The sequence below is a fragment of the Pseudomonas sp. FSL R10-0056 genome (assembly GCF_009600105.1).
In the GTDB taxonomy this organism is placed as follows: domain Bacteria; phylum Pseudomonadota; class Gammaproteobacteria; order Pseudomonadales; family Pseudomonadaceae; genus Aquipseudomonas; species Aquipseudomonas bubulae.
In genome coordinates this window covers 11,614-27,434 of the sequence record NZ_WIWL01000211.1, presented here as the reverse complement: position 1 = coordinate 27,434, position 15,821 = coordinate 11,614, and the positions used below count along the sequence as shown (strand labels likewise).

The window sequence follows — 15,821 nt, the reverse complement described above, 5'->3', positions numbered from 1 at the left end:
GGTTGAGGATGGCCTTGCACGCCCGGGTCAGCGCCGAGTCAGCGCCGAACGCGGCCACCGCTTCGCTCTCACGGGTCAGCAGGGTGGGCACGTTGGACTCCGCCAGCCCCAGCCCGGGGGTAAAGGTGTCGACAATGCCGATGATCGAAGACGACGGCAGCGCAATGATCCGCGCGCCGCTTTCGACCAGCGACACCGTAATGCCGTGAAAGAAGTCGGTAGAACTCATGGTTATCTCCATAGAAACGAAAAAACCGCCAATCGGCGGTTGCGGTACAGCGATGAGACCTGTGCTTACATCGGGGTGACGCGATAGCCCACGGCGATCCAGCGAACGCCAAAGGCCTGGTTGTATTCAAGGTATTCCGTGAAGCCGAGAACAAACCCCACCGTGGTCAATGAGCTTTCAACCAACGCACACGTCACCGTGGAGGCGGACGCATTGCCGCCCGGGTGCTGGGTAATCACCGGCAGCACAATGAAAGGCGCGGTATCGAACCAGTAAGGGAAATTAAACTGAACATTCCACCGACCGCCCGGCATGTCACCCAAGTACGAGTTGCCCCACTGCACAAAAAGCCCCGTGTCTTTATCCCACCAAAAGCCAGACGGGTTGTGATACAGGCTCGACGGCACCCCAGCACCCAAGGCAGCCCGCGCTGTATCCGGGGTATTGCCGCCGGTACCGCCCCGCAGCACCGGCAAAATGCCGCTGATCAGCTTGCCGGTATCCAGACCCGCCAATGCCAATTGGATATTCAGGTCACCACTGCCATCGAACCAACCCAAGCCGGTGGCCGCCCCGACGAAGCTTAATGCGCGTCCGGTTTGCAGCTTGCTCGCGGATCCCGCATTGGCGGTAGTCGGTCGGCTCAGGGTGCCCGTTGCGATCTTGCTGGCATCCAGTGCCGGAATATCCGCCGCTTCAAGCGCCAAACCCTTGACCACCAGCCCCTTGGCGGTGACTTTGACCTTTCCGTAAGTCCCCGCTGTCACCCCTGAATTGGCCAGGGCCATGTCGATAGTCGCATTGTTCGATCCATCGAATAGCGCCTCGCCGGTGGCATCGCCCATGAGCGCGATCTTGCGCGACGTCTTTAGTCGGGAGGCGTAGCCGGCCGTACCCTTGCGGATTTCATCACGCACGACCTCCAGGGTAGGCATAACCAGCGTCGGGTCATTGATCAGGGTTATGTCGGCTGTACTGCTGACCAGCAGTTGCATCCGAATACCTTGAGTGCGTCCGGTACCCTGAGCTTGCGTCGGCTTGAAGGTCGCCGGGTAATTGGCGACCGCCATCAGCCTGCCAGCCGAGTCATACAACCCCACTTCACGCACCCACCAGCCACCCACGTTCGACGGCAAAACCAGCTCCGCGACAATGACCGGCCGATCGACACGAGCCGTCAGCCGATTTAAGGGCAAGCGCAGGTTTTCGTGAATCAGCGCCGTTTGCAATTGCGACGGAATGGGCGTTACGCCATTGCCATCGCCAACGGCCATATGGGTCCAGTTCAACGGTGTCCCGGTGGCGGCGGCATTGGCCAATTGGGCCGTGCCTAGATCAGTCAGTATCGCGGAATAAAAAATATCTTCATCTGCCATATATTCGCCCGATAAGAAAACAGATATACACGCCGAAATTAGCGCCATACCGACTAATAAATTCAGACTTCACGAAAACCTTAAAATAGCTTCCGAAATCACCAGAAGAAAAGCCCGAAAAGTAGCGGGCTCATTTCTGACAATCAATCGCCAACTAACTGGAGCACCAATTAATTACCTCACCAATTTTACGCGAAAACAATTCAGCCATTTTTATATGCCCTTCATCGTTAGGATGAAGACCATCAGTTAAGTATCGACCGGGAGCCGACGCAACTTCAAAATCACGGATGATTCCACTTTCAGCAGTGGCATCAATAAGAATGAAGTTATAACGAGCCGCCATTTTCTTAATAGCGGTATACAGCGGCTCCAGCACTTCGGGTGCGGGGGAGGCCCGCTGAATTGGCGTCGCAGCAAAGTACACGGCCTTAGGCCAATTTAACGAAATAGACCAAAATGCCCAGCGAATAGCCTCATAGAACTTCGTGCGATCCAGATCATCCAAGGTGGCCTTGCCCATTGCCACACTGTAGTCTCCCAGATCATCAATACCATCGTTTGTACCACACGCAACAACAATAACATCCGCAACAGTTGAGAACTCCAAAGCCTTGGTAACTTGATAGCTGAGCTTTTGCCAATCCTCCACCCACGCCCTGTCGCGATAAGCTGCACCGCTCTTGGCGTAGTTCACCAGAGAACCCATTGGCAACAAGTCCTTGGCAATCTTCGGCCAAGGCCGCCGGCCCAAGTCTGTAAACACCCCGCCGGCGCTCCATGTACCCATAGTCGTGATGCTGTCCCCAAACAGCATAAAACTCTTAGCACTACTGGCATTACCGAGGGGAGGCGGCGCTACAAAGTAAACCGAGTCAATACCATTAAAGCCTTCGACATAGCCAGCATATGCCGTCGCCATTCGACCACGTTCGATCTGTACAGCATCATTTTCGTCCGGGCTGGTATTGACTCGCTTGGTAGATATCAAAAACCAAAAACTTTCGTTTGGCACTTCAATGACACCGGAGTTAAGACCCGCACGCAAGTAGTGACCTGCCGATATCACAGTGGTTTTGTCTTCTGCATAAAAGGCGTAATACCGACCATCATTTGGGTTATTTTGGAGACCCGATACGGTAATACTGCGCAAACCCGCTACATAGACATATGGAGATAGTGAGCTAGTAGCAGAGGCTGTAATTGCCCCCGTGCCGGATACCTGCTTACCGGGAACAACCTTATTTTTATCGAAAATATTCTTGCCGGCCGGTGCAGAGACATACCGCAGGACGTCATCTTTCGTCGGGTGCCGATAAGTAACGCCGCTGTCGATTGGCATCAATTGCATCACCATGTCGACAACTTCAATGTAGTCACCGGCCGCGAAGGTTTGCCTATCTGACCCAAAAATTCGAGGACCGATAATGGCCTGTCTGGCATTGGCGCTGCTGGCAACGACACTAAAACTTATTTCTGAAATCGCACCATTGGTATTCGGCAGCACCTTCGCGCTAACTGAACCACCTGCCGTAGAATCGTAGGAGCCGTCAGCCCTGAAGATAATCAGCGCACAGGTAGCCGCTTTGTTACTGCGATAAAGCATGCGAAAGTTAATCGTATCCCCCGCGTGGAAGTCTGCCGGTGTCGCAGCACTCAGGGCAATGCTCGCCATTTTATCGGCCAGGACGTTGGCGTCATACAGCGCCTTAGTCGTCACCTCTGGCCACGCCAATATCAGCTCGATGCGCAACGCCTTTCGAACACCGATAGCCGCCCAAGTGGCGTTGCTCACCAAGCCGACCGTGGCCTTGGCCGGGGTGTAAGCCACGCCGGTAAACTTCCCGCCCTCATACCCGGTAGCGTACAGGGTGTTGGTGTAGTAAATAAATTTACTCTTAACAGCCAGGCTAGACGCCAGTTCTGCGGTTTGTTCAAGCAAGTTGTCTTTAGTCGGGTGCTTGTAGTTGACTCCCATGTCGATGGGTGAATTCTGCATGACCATATCGACCACTTCGATGTAGTCACCGGCCGTAAAAGTTTGCCCATCCATCCCAAAAATTCGAGGGCCGATAATGGCCTGACTGGCATTGGCACTGCTGGCAACGGCACTGAAGCTTATTTCTGAAATCGCGCCATTGGTATTCGGCAGCACCTTCGCGCCAATTGAACCACCGGCAATCGAATCATAAGAGCCGTCAGCCCTGAAGATAATCAGCGCACAGGCGGCCGCCTTGTTACTGCGGTACAACATGCGAAAGTTAACCGTATCCCCCGCATGGAAGTCTGCCGGTGTCGCAGCACTCAGGGCAATACTCGCCATTTTATCGGCCAGGACGTTAGCGTCATACAGTGCCTTAGTCGTCACCTCTGGCCACGCCGATATCAGCTCGATGCGCAACGCCTTTCGCACACCGATAGCCGCCCAAGTGGCGTTGCTGACCAAACCGACCGTGGCTTTGGCCGGTGTGGCTGCCACGCCGGTAAACTTCCCGCCCTCATATCCGGTAGCGTACAGGGCGTTGGTGTAGTAAATAAACTTGCTCTTAGCGGCCAAACTGGATGCAAGCGCCGCTGTTTGTTCAAGCAAGTTGTCTTTAGTCGGGTGTTTGTAGTTGAACCCTTTGTTGATGGGGGATTTCTGCATGACCATATCGACCACTTCGATGTAGTCACCGATCGAGAAAACTTGCGCATCGCCCCCAAAAATACGAGGACTGATAATCGCCTGATTCACTGTCGCGCTATTGGCAACGACGCTGAAGCTTATTTCGGAAATAGCCCCATTGGTGTTAGCCAGCGCAATTCGTCCAGGCTCCCCGCCGGCGATCGAATCATAAGAACCGTCAGCTTTAATAATGACCAGCGCACAGGCGGCCGCTGTATTACTGCGATACAACATACGGAAATTAATCGTATCCCCGGCGTGGAAATTTGCAGGTGTGGCAGGGCTCAGGGCAATGCTCGCCATTTGATCCACCAAGACGTTGGCGTCGTACAACGCCTTAGTCATAAACTCCGGCCACGCCGCGATCAGCTCGATACGCAGAGCCTTTTGAACCCCAACCGCCGCCCAGATGGCGTTGCTGACTACGCTGACCGCAGCCTTGCTAGGGGTAACCACAGCGCCGGTAAATTTTCCACCCTCATACCCGCTCCCATACAGGGCATTTTCGTAGTAAGTAAAGCGGCTCTTTGATGCCAAGACGGAAACCACCTCAGACGATGGATAACGCTTTTTCTCAACCGCCACACCACCTTCGTTTTTGTACAGAATCAAGTATTCCGAACTTCCAGCGGCCGGGATGTTGAAATACTGCCCCGGCACTGTGCTTGCCAAACCAAGTACAGTGCTGTCGTAGATCTTACCCGCTGCGTTCACGTAATCGGCGGCAAGTCGGGCTTGGGCGGCACTCTCTTCCGCCAAAGCCGCCGTATCCGTCAGGCCATCAATCAATGCACTGACCGACGTCTCTGTTTTTAGCTCATCAATCAACTCAGCGACCGCCACGCCGATTACGGTTTCACCGTCAGACTTAATATCAGCGGAGACTTGCTTAAGATTCTTTATGGGGCCCGATGCGGTTTGAATATTGCCCGCATCTATCGGATCATTAGAAAAGCGCTGAACAATGTCCATGCTTTGTTCTGCAGCTTCCACAATTAAACCAAGCCGCTCCGCCTGATAGTCCATATATATTTTCCTGAAGATCAAATGCTAAAAAGTTTGGACATAAAGACGTTGCCGATACGGTTGTAATCTTTCGCGGCACGTTCCAAGCGATTTAAGTCCTCATCACTGAACTGCAATTCAGCGGAGGAAATAACCACTTCGTCGCCGGTAAAAATCGCACCACCCAAGAACAACGCGCCTGTCGGGCTGTAGGTAATGTTCAACCCCACCAGGTGCCGACTGATCGGCTTGGTGTCGGCAATCATCCGCTCAAGGTCAGCCAGCCCCTGCTCGCTCAGACCGCTCTCAAACAGCGCCAAGCTCAAGCTGAAAGTGCCGGGCTCGCCCATCGGCTCCAACTGGTGCCATTCGGTGATGTCGATAAGGTCGGCAAACGGTTCAATCACACGCCGGAGCGCGCCCAAGGTGCCCTTGCGTTTGTGGATCTCGAAAGAGTCCTTAATTACCTTGCGCTTGATCGATTCCGACCACTCCGGGTCCCATCGATCAACACTGCGCTGAATGGCCAGCCAGGGCAGCAACGCAACCGGGCAGGTGTCCGGTGAGATCATGCGGCGCAGGACGTTTGGCAGGCTCGCCTTTTCCATCGACACCAGGGCCAGCGCTTGCTCCAGCGTCGTGCGGTTCGGCGGCAACAGGCTGGCATCACTCATCAGTGCCACCGAACACCACGCTAAAGCCCGTGCAATTGGCGGCCTCATGGTCCAGCACCACCACATCCTCAACCGGGTGGATCAGTTCCACGCGCTGCACCCGCGATACATGCAAGGCAGCATGAATCGCCGAACGACGAATATCCCGTCCTAGGCGGCGCTGGGTGTTGATGTAGCGATTCAGGGAGGATCGCGCCTCAGTCAGGCTTAGCTCAATCTCCGGGCCCGGGTAGAGGTATAAAACAGCCTCGATCCGATAGTCGATCAGACTGGCAGACTGAACGATCAGGCGGTCGCCGACCGGCCGTACATCTTCATCGCTGAGGGCCACCCGCACCACTTCAAGCAAATCCTCAGACGCCACGCCATCGCCAATGCGGCTAAGAATACTGACCTCAACCGTGGCGGGGCTTGGACTGGCGGCCCGGGCATCCGCCACGCGGCCATCCGCCGACATGGCATGAAACACGTAAGCATCCCGAGGGCCCGCAATCGACATGCCCTCAAACGCCAACAGCGTGCGCTCCACCAGGGAATCGTCCGATTCGTACTGCGCCTCGATCGGCGGCACAGCACCGGGATCAGCAGCGATCACAAGTAGCCGTTTGACGTTGTAGTTGGCCGCCAGATGATCCAGGTCGCTGCCACGGGCAAAGGCCAGCAACAACGCCTTGGCCGCATCGTTGATCCGCGCACGCCCCATCATCTTGTCGTAGGCGACCTTCTCCAGCAGCTTGACCACCGGATCGGACTCCAGGTCCGCCGTCCAATTGTCCCCTATCAAGGCGCGAAAATCGGTCAGTGCTTCTTGATACAGCGCCTCTAAATCAAGCGACTCCAGCACAAGCGGGGCCGGTAAACGGGACAGGTCAAGTGTACTCATGCGGTCACTTCCAATAGCAGGCTGTCGCCCTTGTAGATCCCCGACAGGCGAAATGCGATGCGCCCATCAAGGACTGACAGGGCTTGCACCTGCGTCAGTTCCAGGCGCGGCTCCCAGCGCTTCAGGGCGCGGGCTGCTTCGGCCTGCACAGCGCTTTTCCAGCCCTCACTAACGGGCAGGTCGACAAAGCGCCGGATTGTGCTGCCGTATTCCGGGCGCATCAGCCGAGAACCCAGCGGCGTGGTCAAGATGTCTGCAATGGACTGCCTCAGGTGCTCAACGCCCGAGATAGGCAGCCCGGTATGGCGGTCCATTCCGATCATGTGCTTACTCCGACAACCGCTCTAAATCAGGGTGGCCATCCAGATACGCCCGCGCCTGGGCGTCGATCACCTTGACCGCGACGTGACCTTTGCTGACCTGCAACAAGCGGCCGCCCGGCATCACCAGGCTGCGAGAGGTAAAGGCCTTGTCGCGATAAACGACCACCGCTGCCAGCTCTTCGGCGGTGTAGTCGTCCGCCGTCTTGATCGGCAGCGCTAAAGCGTCGGCAGTCATCGGTACCGCCACGGCATGCACGGTGATCGGTACGGCCACGGCGTCCACCGCGACTGCACCCGGCGCGCTGTCGGCCGAGGTTGGTTTGCTCGCCATACATTTCTCCAGGTAGAAAAAAGCCCGCACGCGGCGGGCGGGTTGAGGGTTGTGTTTAGTGCTTGTGGTTGGGCGTGTTGCCGCTGGTATCGATGATTGCACCGCCGCCGTTGATATCGCCCGTGACGCGTAGTCCGCCGTTGATCAGCACTTCGCCGTAGATCGTCACGTCGCCCTCGAGCGCGATCGCCCCGGACGTGACAACGACAGCGTTATCCGTAACGGCGGCCGAAGAACTGCCGACTTTGATATCCACCGCGCCCGTCGGCAGCACCATGCTGTAACGGTGGGCCTGCCAGTCGTAAGTCAGCGACCCGCCATCGTCGAACAGCCAGCGTTCGACATGATCGCGGGTGTCCGGGGCGGGCCCGGCATCGCCAAACAAGCCCGGCACAAAGGTGCCTTGTGACACGTCACCGCTCGGGCTAAGCAATGCACCCTGCTCGCCCATGCTGGGCACCCGCCAGTGTCGCGCCTTGCCCGCCGCCTGACTGTGCCAGCGCACCCAGGCGCTGACCCATTCACCGTCAGATACCCGACACACCGGCGGCCTGGCCGAAAGGTCCAGGGCGACCACATAGCAGCCCTTGACCACCCCGGCGATCATGCGGTCGTGTTCGGCAAGGGCGTGGCTCATGGGTCCACCTCACCGTTCACACTGATCACCAGCGAGCCCGGCTGTTCGTCGGGCCACGGCCATTGCACTTCACCCAGGTAAATCGTCTGCGTCCATTCCACCAGCCACACGGTGTAGCCATCCAGCTCCGGGCGGGTCCAGTCCTGGATTGAGCGTTTGAATTCGGCCGGTTCTACTGCCAGGCCCCACGTCTGCGCCCGTAACAGCACAGCCAGTTGGGTGGCCAGATGAATGGCCTGCTGGTAGTGCTGATCGCGGATCACGTCAACAATCACCCGCGCTTCAAAGGTGACGTTCAGCGTGCTTTCGCCGGTGCCTATATCGGTACCCGGCTCGATCTCGGCGATATCGAGAAACACCGCCGGTAGCGGGATATGCTGCTCGATGTCAGGCCAGAAGCTGACCAGTTGAACGCCTGCCAACGATTGTTGCAGGTGCTGTTCGATCGTTTGGTACAACAGGTCGAGGCTAAACGGCTGTTCAGACACGGCGCGTCCCCTTCAGGTATTTCTGCAGTTCAAAGCTCATTTCTTGCCTGAGGACATGCAACAACTGCGCATCGGCCTTGCGGCTCCAGGCTTCAAAATGCGGCCGTACTGAATCCAGTGAAATCTTGGCCTTGGCCAGCGGGAAGCGGTCGCTGTTTTCCCCCACAAAACCGGAGCTGGCCCCGGTCTGCGATGTGACTTCGCTGTCGGGGTAATCGGCCCGATCAAAGTGTTTACTGGCGGTACGAATCCAGATATCAGCCTGATTGCCGTACACCTTTTTGTAGAAGGCACCGCGATAACGGCGACCGGCCACTGACACACCCGCCTTGGTCTGCCGTGGCCGCCCTGCCCGGCTGGCTTCCAGCGGGTTGATCCCGAACCAGAGTTTGCCGCGCATCGCGCCGCCGGTGATCGGGTAGCTGCGCAGGCGCTGCCGCACCGCTTTGACCGCGATCCGTTCCTGCTTGCCCACGGCCCGGGCAATATGGGTGCTCAGCCATCTAAGGGTTTTGTTGATTGCCCGCCGTTGCGCGTTGGCAGCGGCTTTGGGTACCTGGGTGGCAAAGTCCGTAAACGCTTTCATATCCTCGGCCGAGACCTGGATATTTAGCAGGCCGCTGTTGGCACGCACTTCGCTGAAGCTGCCGATGCTCATGCACGTTTCCTCAAGATCAGGGATACCAGGCCGTCGCCGCCGGGCTCCAACTGCAACAGGTCGTAGTCGCCACCGCCGTCCAGCTCGGGCAGGTCGATGGTGACTCGCAGGCCTTTTTTCAGGCCATCCGAGTCCGCGACCCGCACGACAAAGTGCGGCTCACGAAGGCCCGTATTGAGGCGACCTATTTGCGGCTGTTTCCACGGTGCCGAGAACATCCCCAGCACCGGCTCGGCGCGACCCTCGATACGCGCGCTATCGCCCAGCACATCGAAAATCACGCTGTCGATATCGGCCACCAGATCACGAATGCCCACGGTTAAAGCTCCAGCAGGATCTGGGCCCTTGGGCGGGTGCAGATATGCAGCGGGTTGGACTGCGCCTCACCGGCCATGCCCTTGTTGAACGGCATCGGCTCGATTTTGCTGTAGTACGGGACGCCCTGGGTGTTGACCGTTTCCATGTAATCGGCCGGGGCAAAGGCCGAGATATACAGGTCGGGCACACCTTCGGGAACCAGCAGTGCTTTGTCGTCGTGGACAAATGGCTGGCCGGCAATACGACCTCGGTAGCGTTCCCAGATGATGCCACCAAACTCAAACGCCTCTCGGGCATCACCGCGAAGGGCTGCCGCTTGGAGAGTGTTCTTGTAGGTTTCCTCAACATCGTTATGGGTGACCAACGCCGCCCAAAAGTTCTTGCCACAAAAGGCACGGGAGCCGCTGGTAGTGGTGCTGCCCAAAGCTTCTTCCTGCTTGTCCAGAGCTTCCATGCATTGGACTCGCAACTTTACGCCCGCAGTCTTGAAGCCCATTTTCAGGGTTTGTTTCTGCACACCGAAGCGCTGGTAAAGATCGAGAAGGATCGTTTTGCCATCGGCATCGAGAATCTGCCCATTCAACGCCCCCATGCGCTGGAATTCGTGGGTGACGTCCAACTGGCGACGGGCCTTGAGCAGTCGCGCATTGACCACGTCCTGCACGGCCTGCAACTCAGTACGGGTACCGAAAGCGCGAATGCCCTGGATCTCATCGGCCTTGATGGTGAAACGCTCCGGCAAATGCACGGTGTTGAACGGAATCAAGGTGCGCTTGCTGGCACCCACGACCAGACCCGACGTACCACGCTCACCGGCCGGCACCAAGGCCAATGTGTCGCCGTCCTTTTCGATCTGTACGGTCAGGGTGGTGATGCCTTCTTCCTGAAACAGGCCAAGGCTGCTCAGGCGGCCGGGTAGATATTGCTGTTCGTTGATGGCAGCGGTCAGCGACGAAACAGAAAACGCTTCGTCGTCAAAGATGGCGATATCGGCCATTGGGGGACTCTCCAGACAGTAAAAACCCCGCTCGATGGCGGGGTGCGATAAAGGGGCGGTCGGCTTAGCGCACGATCACAAAATGCTCGGCCAGCGACTTCTCGCCCTCGGGATCAAGCCCGGTCAAATGCGCTTCGCTGACTTCGGCCAGACGCACCACTGCGCGACCACGGCGCACAATGTCGGACTCGCCCAGCGGCCCGTAGAGAATGGCCACGGCGGTCTGGCTGCCGTCTTCGGCGGTGGGCACATAGGGGGCGAATTCGCCCGTGGCGCGTACCAGCCCCAGGACCTGGCCGGGGTTGAGCGCAGGGCCAGCAGCCACGTTGATGGCTTCACGGGAGATATTGCCGGCCCCTTCGGACAGCAGAAATTCGCCCGCATGAATCGGTTCTTGTCGGATGGTCATGCTTTTACCCTTGTCTGGGCGGCGCGACGGGCCGCGTAGATCGCATTGGTGTCAGGCTGTTTGGCCTGGGTTTTCGGTGCCGGGTCATCGTTGATGGGCAGGCTGTTGTCGATTTCAAAACCGCCGCCTTTGACCAGCTTGTCAAACAGCCGGCCGCGCACCGCTTCAGCGCTCAACCCGGCGGCGACATACGGCTGGGTGAACTCCGGCAAGCGCGCCGCCACACACAGGTCGCGCACGGCCTTGGCATTGGTCAGCGCCGCGTTGACCGTAGCCTCATCGGCCAATTGGGTGGTGCTGATCAACGACTCGATCAAGTTGCTGATCCCGGCGGCAGCGCAGCTTTGGGTGATCAGCACGGCCAACTTGGCCGAGTCCACAAGGGGTGGTTTTTCTGGCTCAGGCGGAGTCGGTTCCGGGTCAGGCTCGGGCGTTTCCTCCAACTGGGCCAATAGTGCCTGCGGCGCGTGTTGGTAGCGCTGCAACGCGCCGCCCTGCCCCAAACACGCTTTGACCGTGACGCCGTCACCCACTTCGTCAGCCAGCCCCAGGGCCACCGCTTCATTGGCGGTGAGCCACGTTTCAGCATTGACCAAGCGCCGCAGCTCGACCTCGTCAATGTCCGGTGCCTTGGCTTTGTAGGCCGCGATGATGGCTTCCAGCGCTTGGTCCAACGCGGTGGCCACTTTGCGCAGATCATCAGCGTCACCTGCTGCGTAAGTCCACGGGTTGTGGATCATCAGCATGGCATTGGATGCGATCACGACCTTGTGCGCGCCGCACACCGCGACACTGGCCGCGCTGGCTGCCAGGGCGTCCACCCGGCCGGTGCAACGCTCGCCCAGCCGCGACAGCGCGTTGTGAATGGCCAGGCCGTCAAACAGGTCACCGCCGATGCTGTTGAACGCCACCACAATCGGCGACACGCCGTCATCGAGCGCGGCAAGGTCGCGCACAAACTGGTTGGCGGTGATGCCCCAGGTGCCGATCTCGCCGTAAACGTAGACCTCGATGCTGCGGGCCTCGGCTTCGCCGCTGGCCTTGAGGCTGTACCAGTGTTTGTTCTGCGGCGCAGGTGGGTCACCGGCCTTGTTGAAGATGCGTAGCGGGGGCTGCTTGATCATGGTGTCTCCTTGTCGACCGGCTCTGTTGGCAGATCGACGAGCGTTTTGTAGTTGAGGCCCAGGTCACGGGCGCGGGCCTGATCGGCAGCGTTTTCGGCGTCGACGGTCTCAGCGTCATAGCCCGAACGCAGGACCATTTCGCTGCGGGAGCTAAAGCCCGCGTTGACCTCCATCATTCGCGCCTGAATGTCCTGCACCGGCTGGATATAGGCCCAGCCCTGCGGTACCCAGCGGGTGCGCAGGTATTCGCGCCGACGTTGCGCGTAGTTGTCCAGCTTGAGGCGACCGGCCAACACCGCCATGTCCATCCAGGCGGCACGCACCGGGCGGCACAGTTGGTGGACGTAAACGCCAAATTGCAGTTGTTCCAGGCGACGGCGGAACTCGTTGAGTACGACCCGCAGCGCCCGGTCGTTCACCTCGCGCATGTCGCCGGTGAGGATCTCGTAAGGCGTGCCCGTACCGGCGGCAGCGGCCATCAATTGCTGTCGCATAAAATCCGGGTAGTTGTTGCCTGCGTCTGGTGGTTTGGAAAACTCCACCTCTTCGCCAGGCCCCAGTTCTTGCATGGTGCCGGGTTCCAGCGCCACCATCGGCGTGAAGCCGTCGCGGTCTTCGGTGAAGGGCTGGCCAGTCACCGGATCGAGCGCAAGCTGCCGGCCCTCTGGCGGCGGCCGGGAGATAAACCCGGCAAACAGGTTGGCCACCTCCTGACGAAACAGCACCGCGTCGTCGTAGTTGTCCAGACTGCGCAAGCGCTTGAGCACCGGTGCCAAACGGGGCACGCCACGCAATTGGCCGGGCTCGACCGGCTCAAAGATATGCAGCACCTGCTCGGCGGGTACCCGTACCAATTGGTTGTAGCCCGCGTTCAGCGACGAGGCATCGCGGGGGTGAACGCGGTACATGTGATAGGCCACGCGCTGGTGAGCCGGGTTGAACTCGATCCCGGCGCGGATGCTGTTGCCGTTTTTGGCCGTCTCAAATCTGTCATGGGGCACAAACTCGGGGGCCAATACCTGAAGCTGCAACGGTACAGCCAGATCTTCGTCCTGGCCCCGTGGCCGCAAGCGCACAAAGCATTCACCGGCCGTCTCCACGGTACGGGCAATCAACGCTTGCTGGCCGTAGAAGTCGGTGAGGCCATCGGCGTCCGACTCATCGACCCAGTCCTCCCACAGCACCTGCTGCACGTTGCGCAGGGCATCGTCCTCGATCTTGGGCCGTGGGGTAATGCCGGTGCCGATCAGGTTACTGACGCGCTTGTCGATGACATTGAACGCATACGGGTCATTGCGCACCGCTGCCCGCGAACGGGACCGCAGGTTGCGCAAAGCCGGAGTATTGATGCTGTTGATGCCGATATCGGGCGCGTCCCAACTGGCCGAACGCCTGCCCTCACCGGCCCCCTCATAACTGGCTTTGATCCGCTCCGGCAGCAAGAAACCGTTGCGGGTCAGCGTCGGGTAGTGGCGTGCCATTAGAGTCCCTTGCCTCCGTGGTAAAGCCTCACCACTTTTGAGCGCGGCCCGGCAGACGCGACCAGCGACGTGCGGATCTGGTCACGAGCCTTGAGCAGTTCGTCAACCGTGCGGTACTCCACGGTGCGGTCGGCATAGCGCACGGTTTTCTCACCGCGTGCGATGGCCGACTCAACCGCGTCGAGGTGCTTTTGTGTAAAGGACATAGGTCAGCGTCTCTTCAGATAGCCGCTGCTGGAGCTGCGACGTTGAGGGGGGCGTACAACCGGCTGCGGTTGGGCGGCCGGGGTAACTTCAGGTGGAGACGTTTCAACAGGTTGCAAGGCAGGTGCAGTGGCGGCAAGTGCAACGCGTTCAGCCTGAACAGGCTTTTCATCGAACAACCCGGCCTGTGCCAGGGCTTGCTGAATGCGCTCCCAATCGTGTTCCTTGTAGCGGTTCAGGCCCAGGTAATGCGCCATCGCCAGGCAGTACACCATCAGGTCGAGTGCTTCGTTGCGCTCGGCCTTGCCCTTCACCCATTCGATACGCTTGTGACCGCGCACGTAGCGGGCCACCTTGCGCTCTGCCACGCACTGGTCAAAGAACTCATCCGGCAGATCGTTGGCAAAGTGCAGCGCACCCGGCCCGTCTTCAAACGGGTAACGGTTGTAGATCCAGTCCTTGGCCGTGTCGGTACCGACAAACCACAGCTCGGCACCGTTGCGTTCGGTCTGGCCTTTCCACGTCACGTCGACCATTGACGGACGCTGCGCAATAACCGGTTTACCCGGCTTGCTTGCGCCCTTGATGGCAAAGATATTGCGCCACCGGCGGATGCGGCAGAACTGGTAAACCTCGTCCGTGTGGTGACCGCCGGAGTCAACGGCGGTGGCCAGGATGCCGAGCCCGACACCGCAAGGATGCGGGTAACGCACCTTGAGTTTTTCATCGAGCACAGCCCAGGTACGTTCGTCCGCCGGGTCGCCCCAGATCACCTGGTAGTCGATGACCCAGCGCTCCATGCCGACGCCCCAGCCCATCACCATCAGTTCCAGGCGATTGGCTTGTACGTCGACCGACGCGGTGAGCATCAGCACGCGCAGGGTCATCGAGCCCAGACCATAGGTTTCGCGGCGGGCGCGCTCTTTCAGCACGTCCGCTTTGGTCTGCTCCTGGGCGCTGTCCCACACCTTGGCCAGGCGGGTGTTGTAAAACACCTGCATGGGCTCCAGGTCGCCCCGGTTCTGCGCCTTCTTGGCCTTTTCAAATTGCTTGGCCAGCGAACGCCAGTCCATCCAGCCCAGCGGTGAATACAGGGCGTTGAGGTGAAAGCCGATGGTTTCGCCGTCGCCCTGAGCATGGGAACGCCACTCGCCCAGGGCTAACATCTGGCCCTTGTGGTGCTCCTCGATCAGCACATCACACACCGGCCCGGCGCACTGGTAATGCACCACGCTGTAATCGGCCGAGTAATGCAGGCTCTCCCACTCCAGCACTTGCATATGCCCGCAGTGCGGGCATGGCACGTAGTAGTAACGCTGGTCGCTGGTCTCGAACAGATCAGCGATACGCGAAGCCCCCTTGATCGTCGGTGAGCTGGAAAAGTAAAACTTGGCGTTGCGCCCGAAGGTGCTACCCCGGGTTTCGGCCAGCTCGATCGGGTCGCCCTCTTCGCCCACGTCCACATCCCAGCGGTCAATCTCGTCGCCGTAGATATAGCGCGCCGACAGCTCGGCCAGGTTGGCCGCAGAGCCTGCGGTGGTGACGTACAACGAGCCGCCTTCGAACTCTTTGGTGTCCATCGTGTTGCGTGCGTCCCGCGAACGGTTGGCCGCGACACGCTCACGCAGCACCGGCGTGGCCTTGATGGTCTTGCCGATCCGTGACGACACCCGCTTGGCCAGGCTAAGACTCGGCAGCAAGGTGAGGATATTGGACGGCACCATGTGAATCAGGCCGCCGATCCAGTTCAACGCGATCTGGGTTTTCATCAACTGCGAGGCCACCATCGTGACCACGCGTTTGCAGGGGTGAGCCGGTGACAGGCAGCGCATGGGTTCGCGTGCATAGGGTGTACGCGAAGTGCGGTACTGGCCGGGCTCGGCGGCACCGGTGTCACGCGGGATACGCATGTATTCGTCCGCCCACTGGTCGACCCACAACGACGGGTCAGGCCGTAGGCCACGGAAATACGCCTCGCGGTACACCTCTGCACCGTCCGGTTTTTCCGTGTGCATG

General features: G+C 59.1%; 16 protein-coding genes and 1 pseudogene. All 17 read right to left on the bottom strand.

Translation table 11 applies throughout. From position 1 onward, the window contains the following. Positions 1-229, bottom strand: a pseudogene (locus GHO42_RS20400) (phage tail sheath family protein); the annotation flags it as partial. Between the two features lie 65 nt (positions 230-294). Then, positions 295-1,605 (bottom strand): phage tail protein, encoded by a 1,311-nt coding sequence (locus tag GHO42_RS20395; RefSeq protein WP_178114936.1) that lies wholly within the window; start codon positions 1,603-1,605, stop codon positions 295-297. 154 nt (positions 1,606-1,759) lie between these two features. Continuing rightward, positions 1,760-5,299 carry an SGNH/GDSL hydrolase family protein gene (locus tag GHO42_RS20390; protein ID WP_153328608.1) on the bottom strand — a complete coding sequence of 1,180 codons (3,540 nt, stop codon included), beginning with the start codon at positions 5,297-5,299 and terminating at the stop codon, positions 1,760-1,762. A 17-nt stretch (positions 5,300-5,316) separates the two neighbouring features. Continuing rightward, positions 5,317-5,952: a phage tail protein I gene (locus tag GHO42_RS20385; protein ID WP_153328610.1), complete on the bottom strand. Its 636-nt coding sequence runs from the start codon at positions 5,950-5,952 to the stop codon at positions 5,317-5,319. Then, entirely contained in the window at positions 5,945-6,835 is an 891-nt protein-coding gene (locus GHO42_RS20380) for a baseplate J/gp47 family protein (RefSeq protein WP_153328612.1), read from the bottom strand. The genes GHO42_RS20385 and GHO42_RS20380 overlap by 8 nt, the downstream gene beginning before the upstream one ends. Continuing rightward, positions 6,832-7,158, bottom strand: a complete 327-nt coding sequence (locus GHO42_RS20375; protein ID WP_153328614.1) for a GPW/gp25 family protein — start codon at positions 7,156-7,158, stop codon at positions 6,832-6,834. The genes GHO42_RS20380 and GHO42_RS20375 overlap by 4 nt, the downstream gene beginning before the upstream one ends. A 4-nt stretch (positions 7,159-7,162) precedes the next feature. Beyond that, positions 7,163-7,489: a hypothetical protein gene (locus GHO42_RS20370; protein WP_256670682.1), complete on the bottom strand. Its 327-nt coding sequence runs from the start codon at positions 7,487-7,489 to the stop codon at positions 7,163-7,165. 55 nt (positions 7,490-7,544) lie between these two features. After that, positions 7,545-8,126, bottom strand: a complete 582-nt coding sequence (locus GHO42_RS20365; RefSeq protein WP_153328616.1) for a phage baseplate assembly protein V — start codon at positions 8,124-8,126, stop codon at positions 7,545-7,547. Continuing rightward, entirely contained in the window at positions 8,123-8,614 is a 492-nt protein-coding gene (locus GHO42_RS20360) for a hypothetical protein (RefSeq protein ID WP_178127004.1), read from the bottom strand. Before GHO42_RS20360 ends, GHO42_RS20365 begins: the two co-directional genes overlap by 4 nt. Continuing rightward, positions 8,607-9,272, bottom strand: coding sequence for a hypothetical protein (locus GHO42_RS20355; RefSeq protein WP_153328617.1), 666 nt, complete (start codon positions 9,270-9,272; stop codon positions 8,607-8,609). The genes GHO42_RS20360 and GHO42_RS20355 overlap by 8 nt, the downstream gene beginning before the upstream one ends. Beyond that, positions 9,269-9,589: a hypothetical protein gene (locus GHO42_RS20350; RefSeq protein WP_178127005.1), complete on the bottom strand. Its 321-nt coding sequence runs from the start codon at positions 9,587-9,589 to the stop codon at positions 9,269-9,271. The genes GHO42_RS20355 and GHO42_RS20350 overlap by 4 nt, the downstream gene beginning before the upstream one ends. Before the next feature lie 2 nt (positions 9,590-9,591). After that, positions 9,592-10,587, bottom strand: a complete 996-nt coding sequence (locus GHO42_RS20345) for a major capsid protein (RefSeq protein ID WP_153328619.1) — start codon at positions 10,585-10,587, stop codon at positions 9,592-9,594. A gap of 64 nt (positions 10,588-10,651) precedes the next feature. Continuing rightward, positions 10,652-10,996, bottom strand: coding sequence for a head decoration protein (locus GHO42_RS20340; protein ID WP_153328620.1), 345 nt, complete (start codon positions 10,994-10,996; stop codon positions 10,652-10,654). Further along, complete coding sequence (locus GHO42_RS20335) at positions 10,993-12,120, bottom strand: head maturation protease, ClpP-related (protein ID WP_153328621.1); 1,128 nt, start codon at positions 12,118-12,120, stop codon at positions 10,993-10,995. The genes GHO42_RS20340 and GHO42_RS20335 overlap by 4 nt, the downstream gene beginning before the upstream one ends. Continuing rightward, a complete protein-coding gene (locus GHO42_RS20330) occupies positions 12,117-13,601 on the bottom strand; it encodes a phage portal protein (RefSeq protein WP_153328623.1) in 1,485 nt (494 codons plus the stop codon). Before GHO42_RS20330 ends, GHO42_RS20335 begins: the two co-directional genes overlap by 4 nt. Then, complete coding sequence (locus GHO42_RS20325) at positions 13,601-13,807, bottom strand: phage head-tail joining protein (RefSeq protein ID WP_094992971.1); 207 nt, start codon at positions 13,805-13,807, stop codon at positions 13,601-13,603. Before GHO42_RS20325 ends, GHO42_RS20330 begins: the two co-directional genes overlap by 1 nt. A 3-nt stretch (positions 13,808-13,810) precedes the next feature. Next, positions 13,811-15,820 (bottom strand): phage terminase large subunit family protein, encoded by a 2,010-nt coding sequence (locus GHO42_RS20320; protein WP_153328625.1) that lies wholly within the window; start codon positions 15,818-15,820, stop codon positions 13,811-13,813. Between the last annotated feature and the right edge of the window lies 1 nt (position 15,821).

Coding starts and splice junctions, on each gene's coding strand:
- GHO42_RS20395 (WP_178114936.1), bottom strand. CDS start 1,605: ATGGCAGATGAAGATATTTTTTATTCCGCGATACTGACTGATCTAGGC.
- GHO42_RS20390 (WP_153328608.1), bottom strand. CDS start 5,299: ATGGACTATCAGGCGGAGCGGCTTGGTTTAATTGTGGAAGCTGCAGAA.
- GHO42_RS20385 (WP_153328610.1), bottom strand. CDS start 5,952: ATGAGTGATGCCAGCCTGTTGCCGCCGAACCGCACGACGCTGGAGCAA.
- GHO42_RS20380 (WP_153328612.1), bottom strand. CDS start 6,835: ATGAGTACACTTGACCTGTCCCGTTTACCGGCCCCGCTTGTGCTGGAG.
- GHO42_RS20375 (WP_153328614.1), bottom strand. CDS start 7,158: ATGATCGGAATGGACCGCCATACCGGGCTGCCTATCTCGGGCGTTGAG.
- GHO42_RS20370 (WP_256670682.1), bottom strand. CDS start 7,489: ATGGCGAGCAAACCAACCTCGGCCGACAGCGCGCCGGGTGCAGTCGCG.
- GHO42_RS20365 (WP_153328616.1), bottom strand. CDS start 8,126: ATGAGCCACGCCCTTGCCGAACACGACCGCATGATCGCCGGGGTGGTC.
- GHO42_RS20355 (WP_153328617.1), bottom strand. CDS start 9,272: ATGAGCATCGGCAGCTTCAGCGAAGTGCGTGCCAACAGCGGCCTGCTA.
- GHO42_RS20345 (WP_153328619.1), bottom strand. CDS start 10,587: ATGGCCGATATCGCCATCTTTGACGACGAAGCGTTTTCTGTTTCGTCG.
- GHO42_RS20340 (WP_153328620.1), bottom strand. CDS start 10,996: ATGACCATCCGACAAGAACCGATTCATGCGGGCGAATTTCTGCTGTCC.
- GHO42_RS20335 (WP_153328621.1), bottom strand. CDS start 12,120: ATGATCAAGCAGCCCCCGCTACGCATCTTCAACAAGGCCGGTGACCCA.
- GHO42_RS20330 (WP_153328623.1), bottom strand. CDS start 13,601: ATGGCACGCCACTACCCGACGCTGACCCGCAACGGTTTCTTGCTGCCG.
- GHO42_RS20325 (WP_094992971.1), bottom strand. CDS start 13,807: ATGTCCTTTACACAAAAGCACCTCGACGCGGTTGAGTCGGCCATCGCA.
- GHO42_RS20320 (WP_153328625.1), bottom strand. CDS start 15,820: ATGCACACGGAAAAACCGGACGGTGCAGAGGTGTACCGCGAGGCGTAT.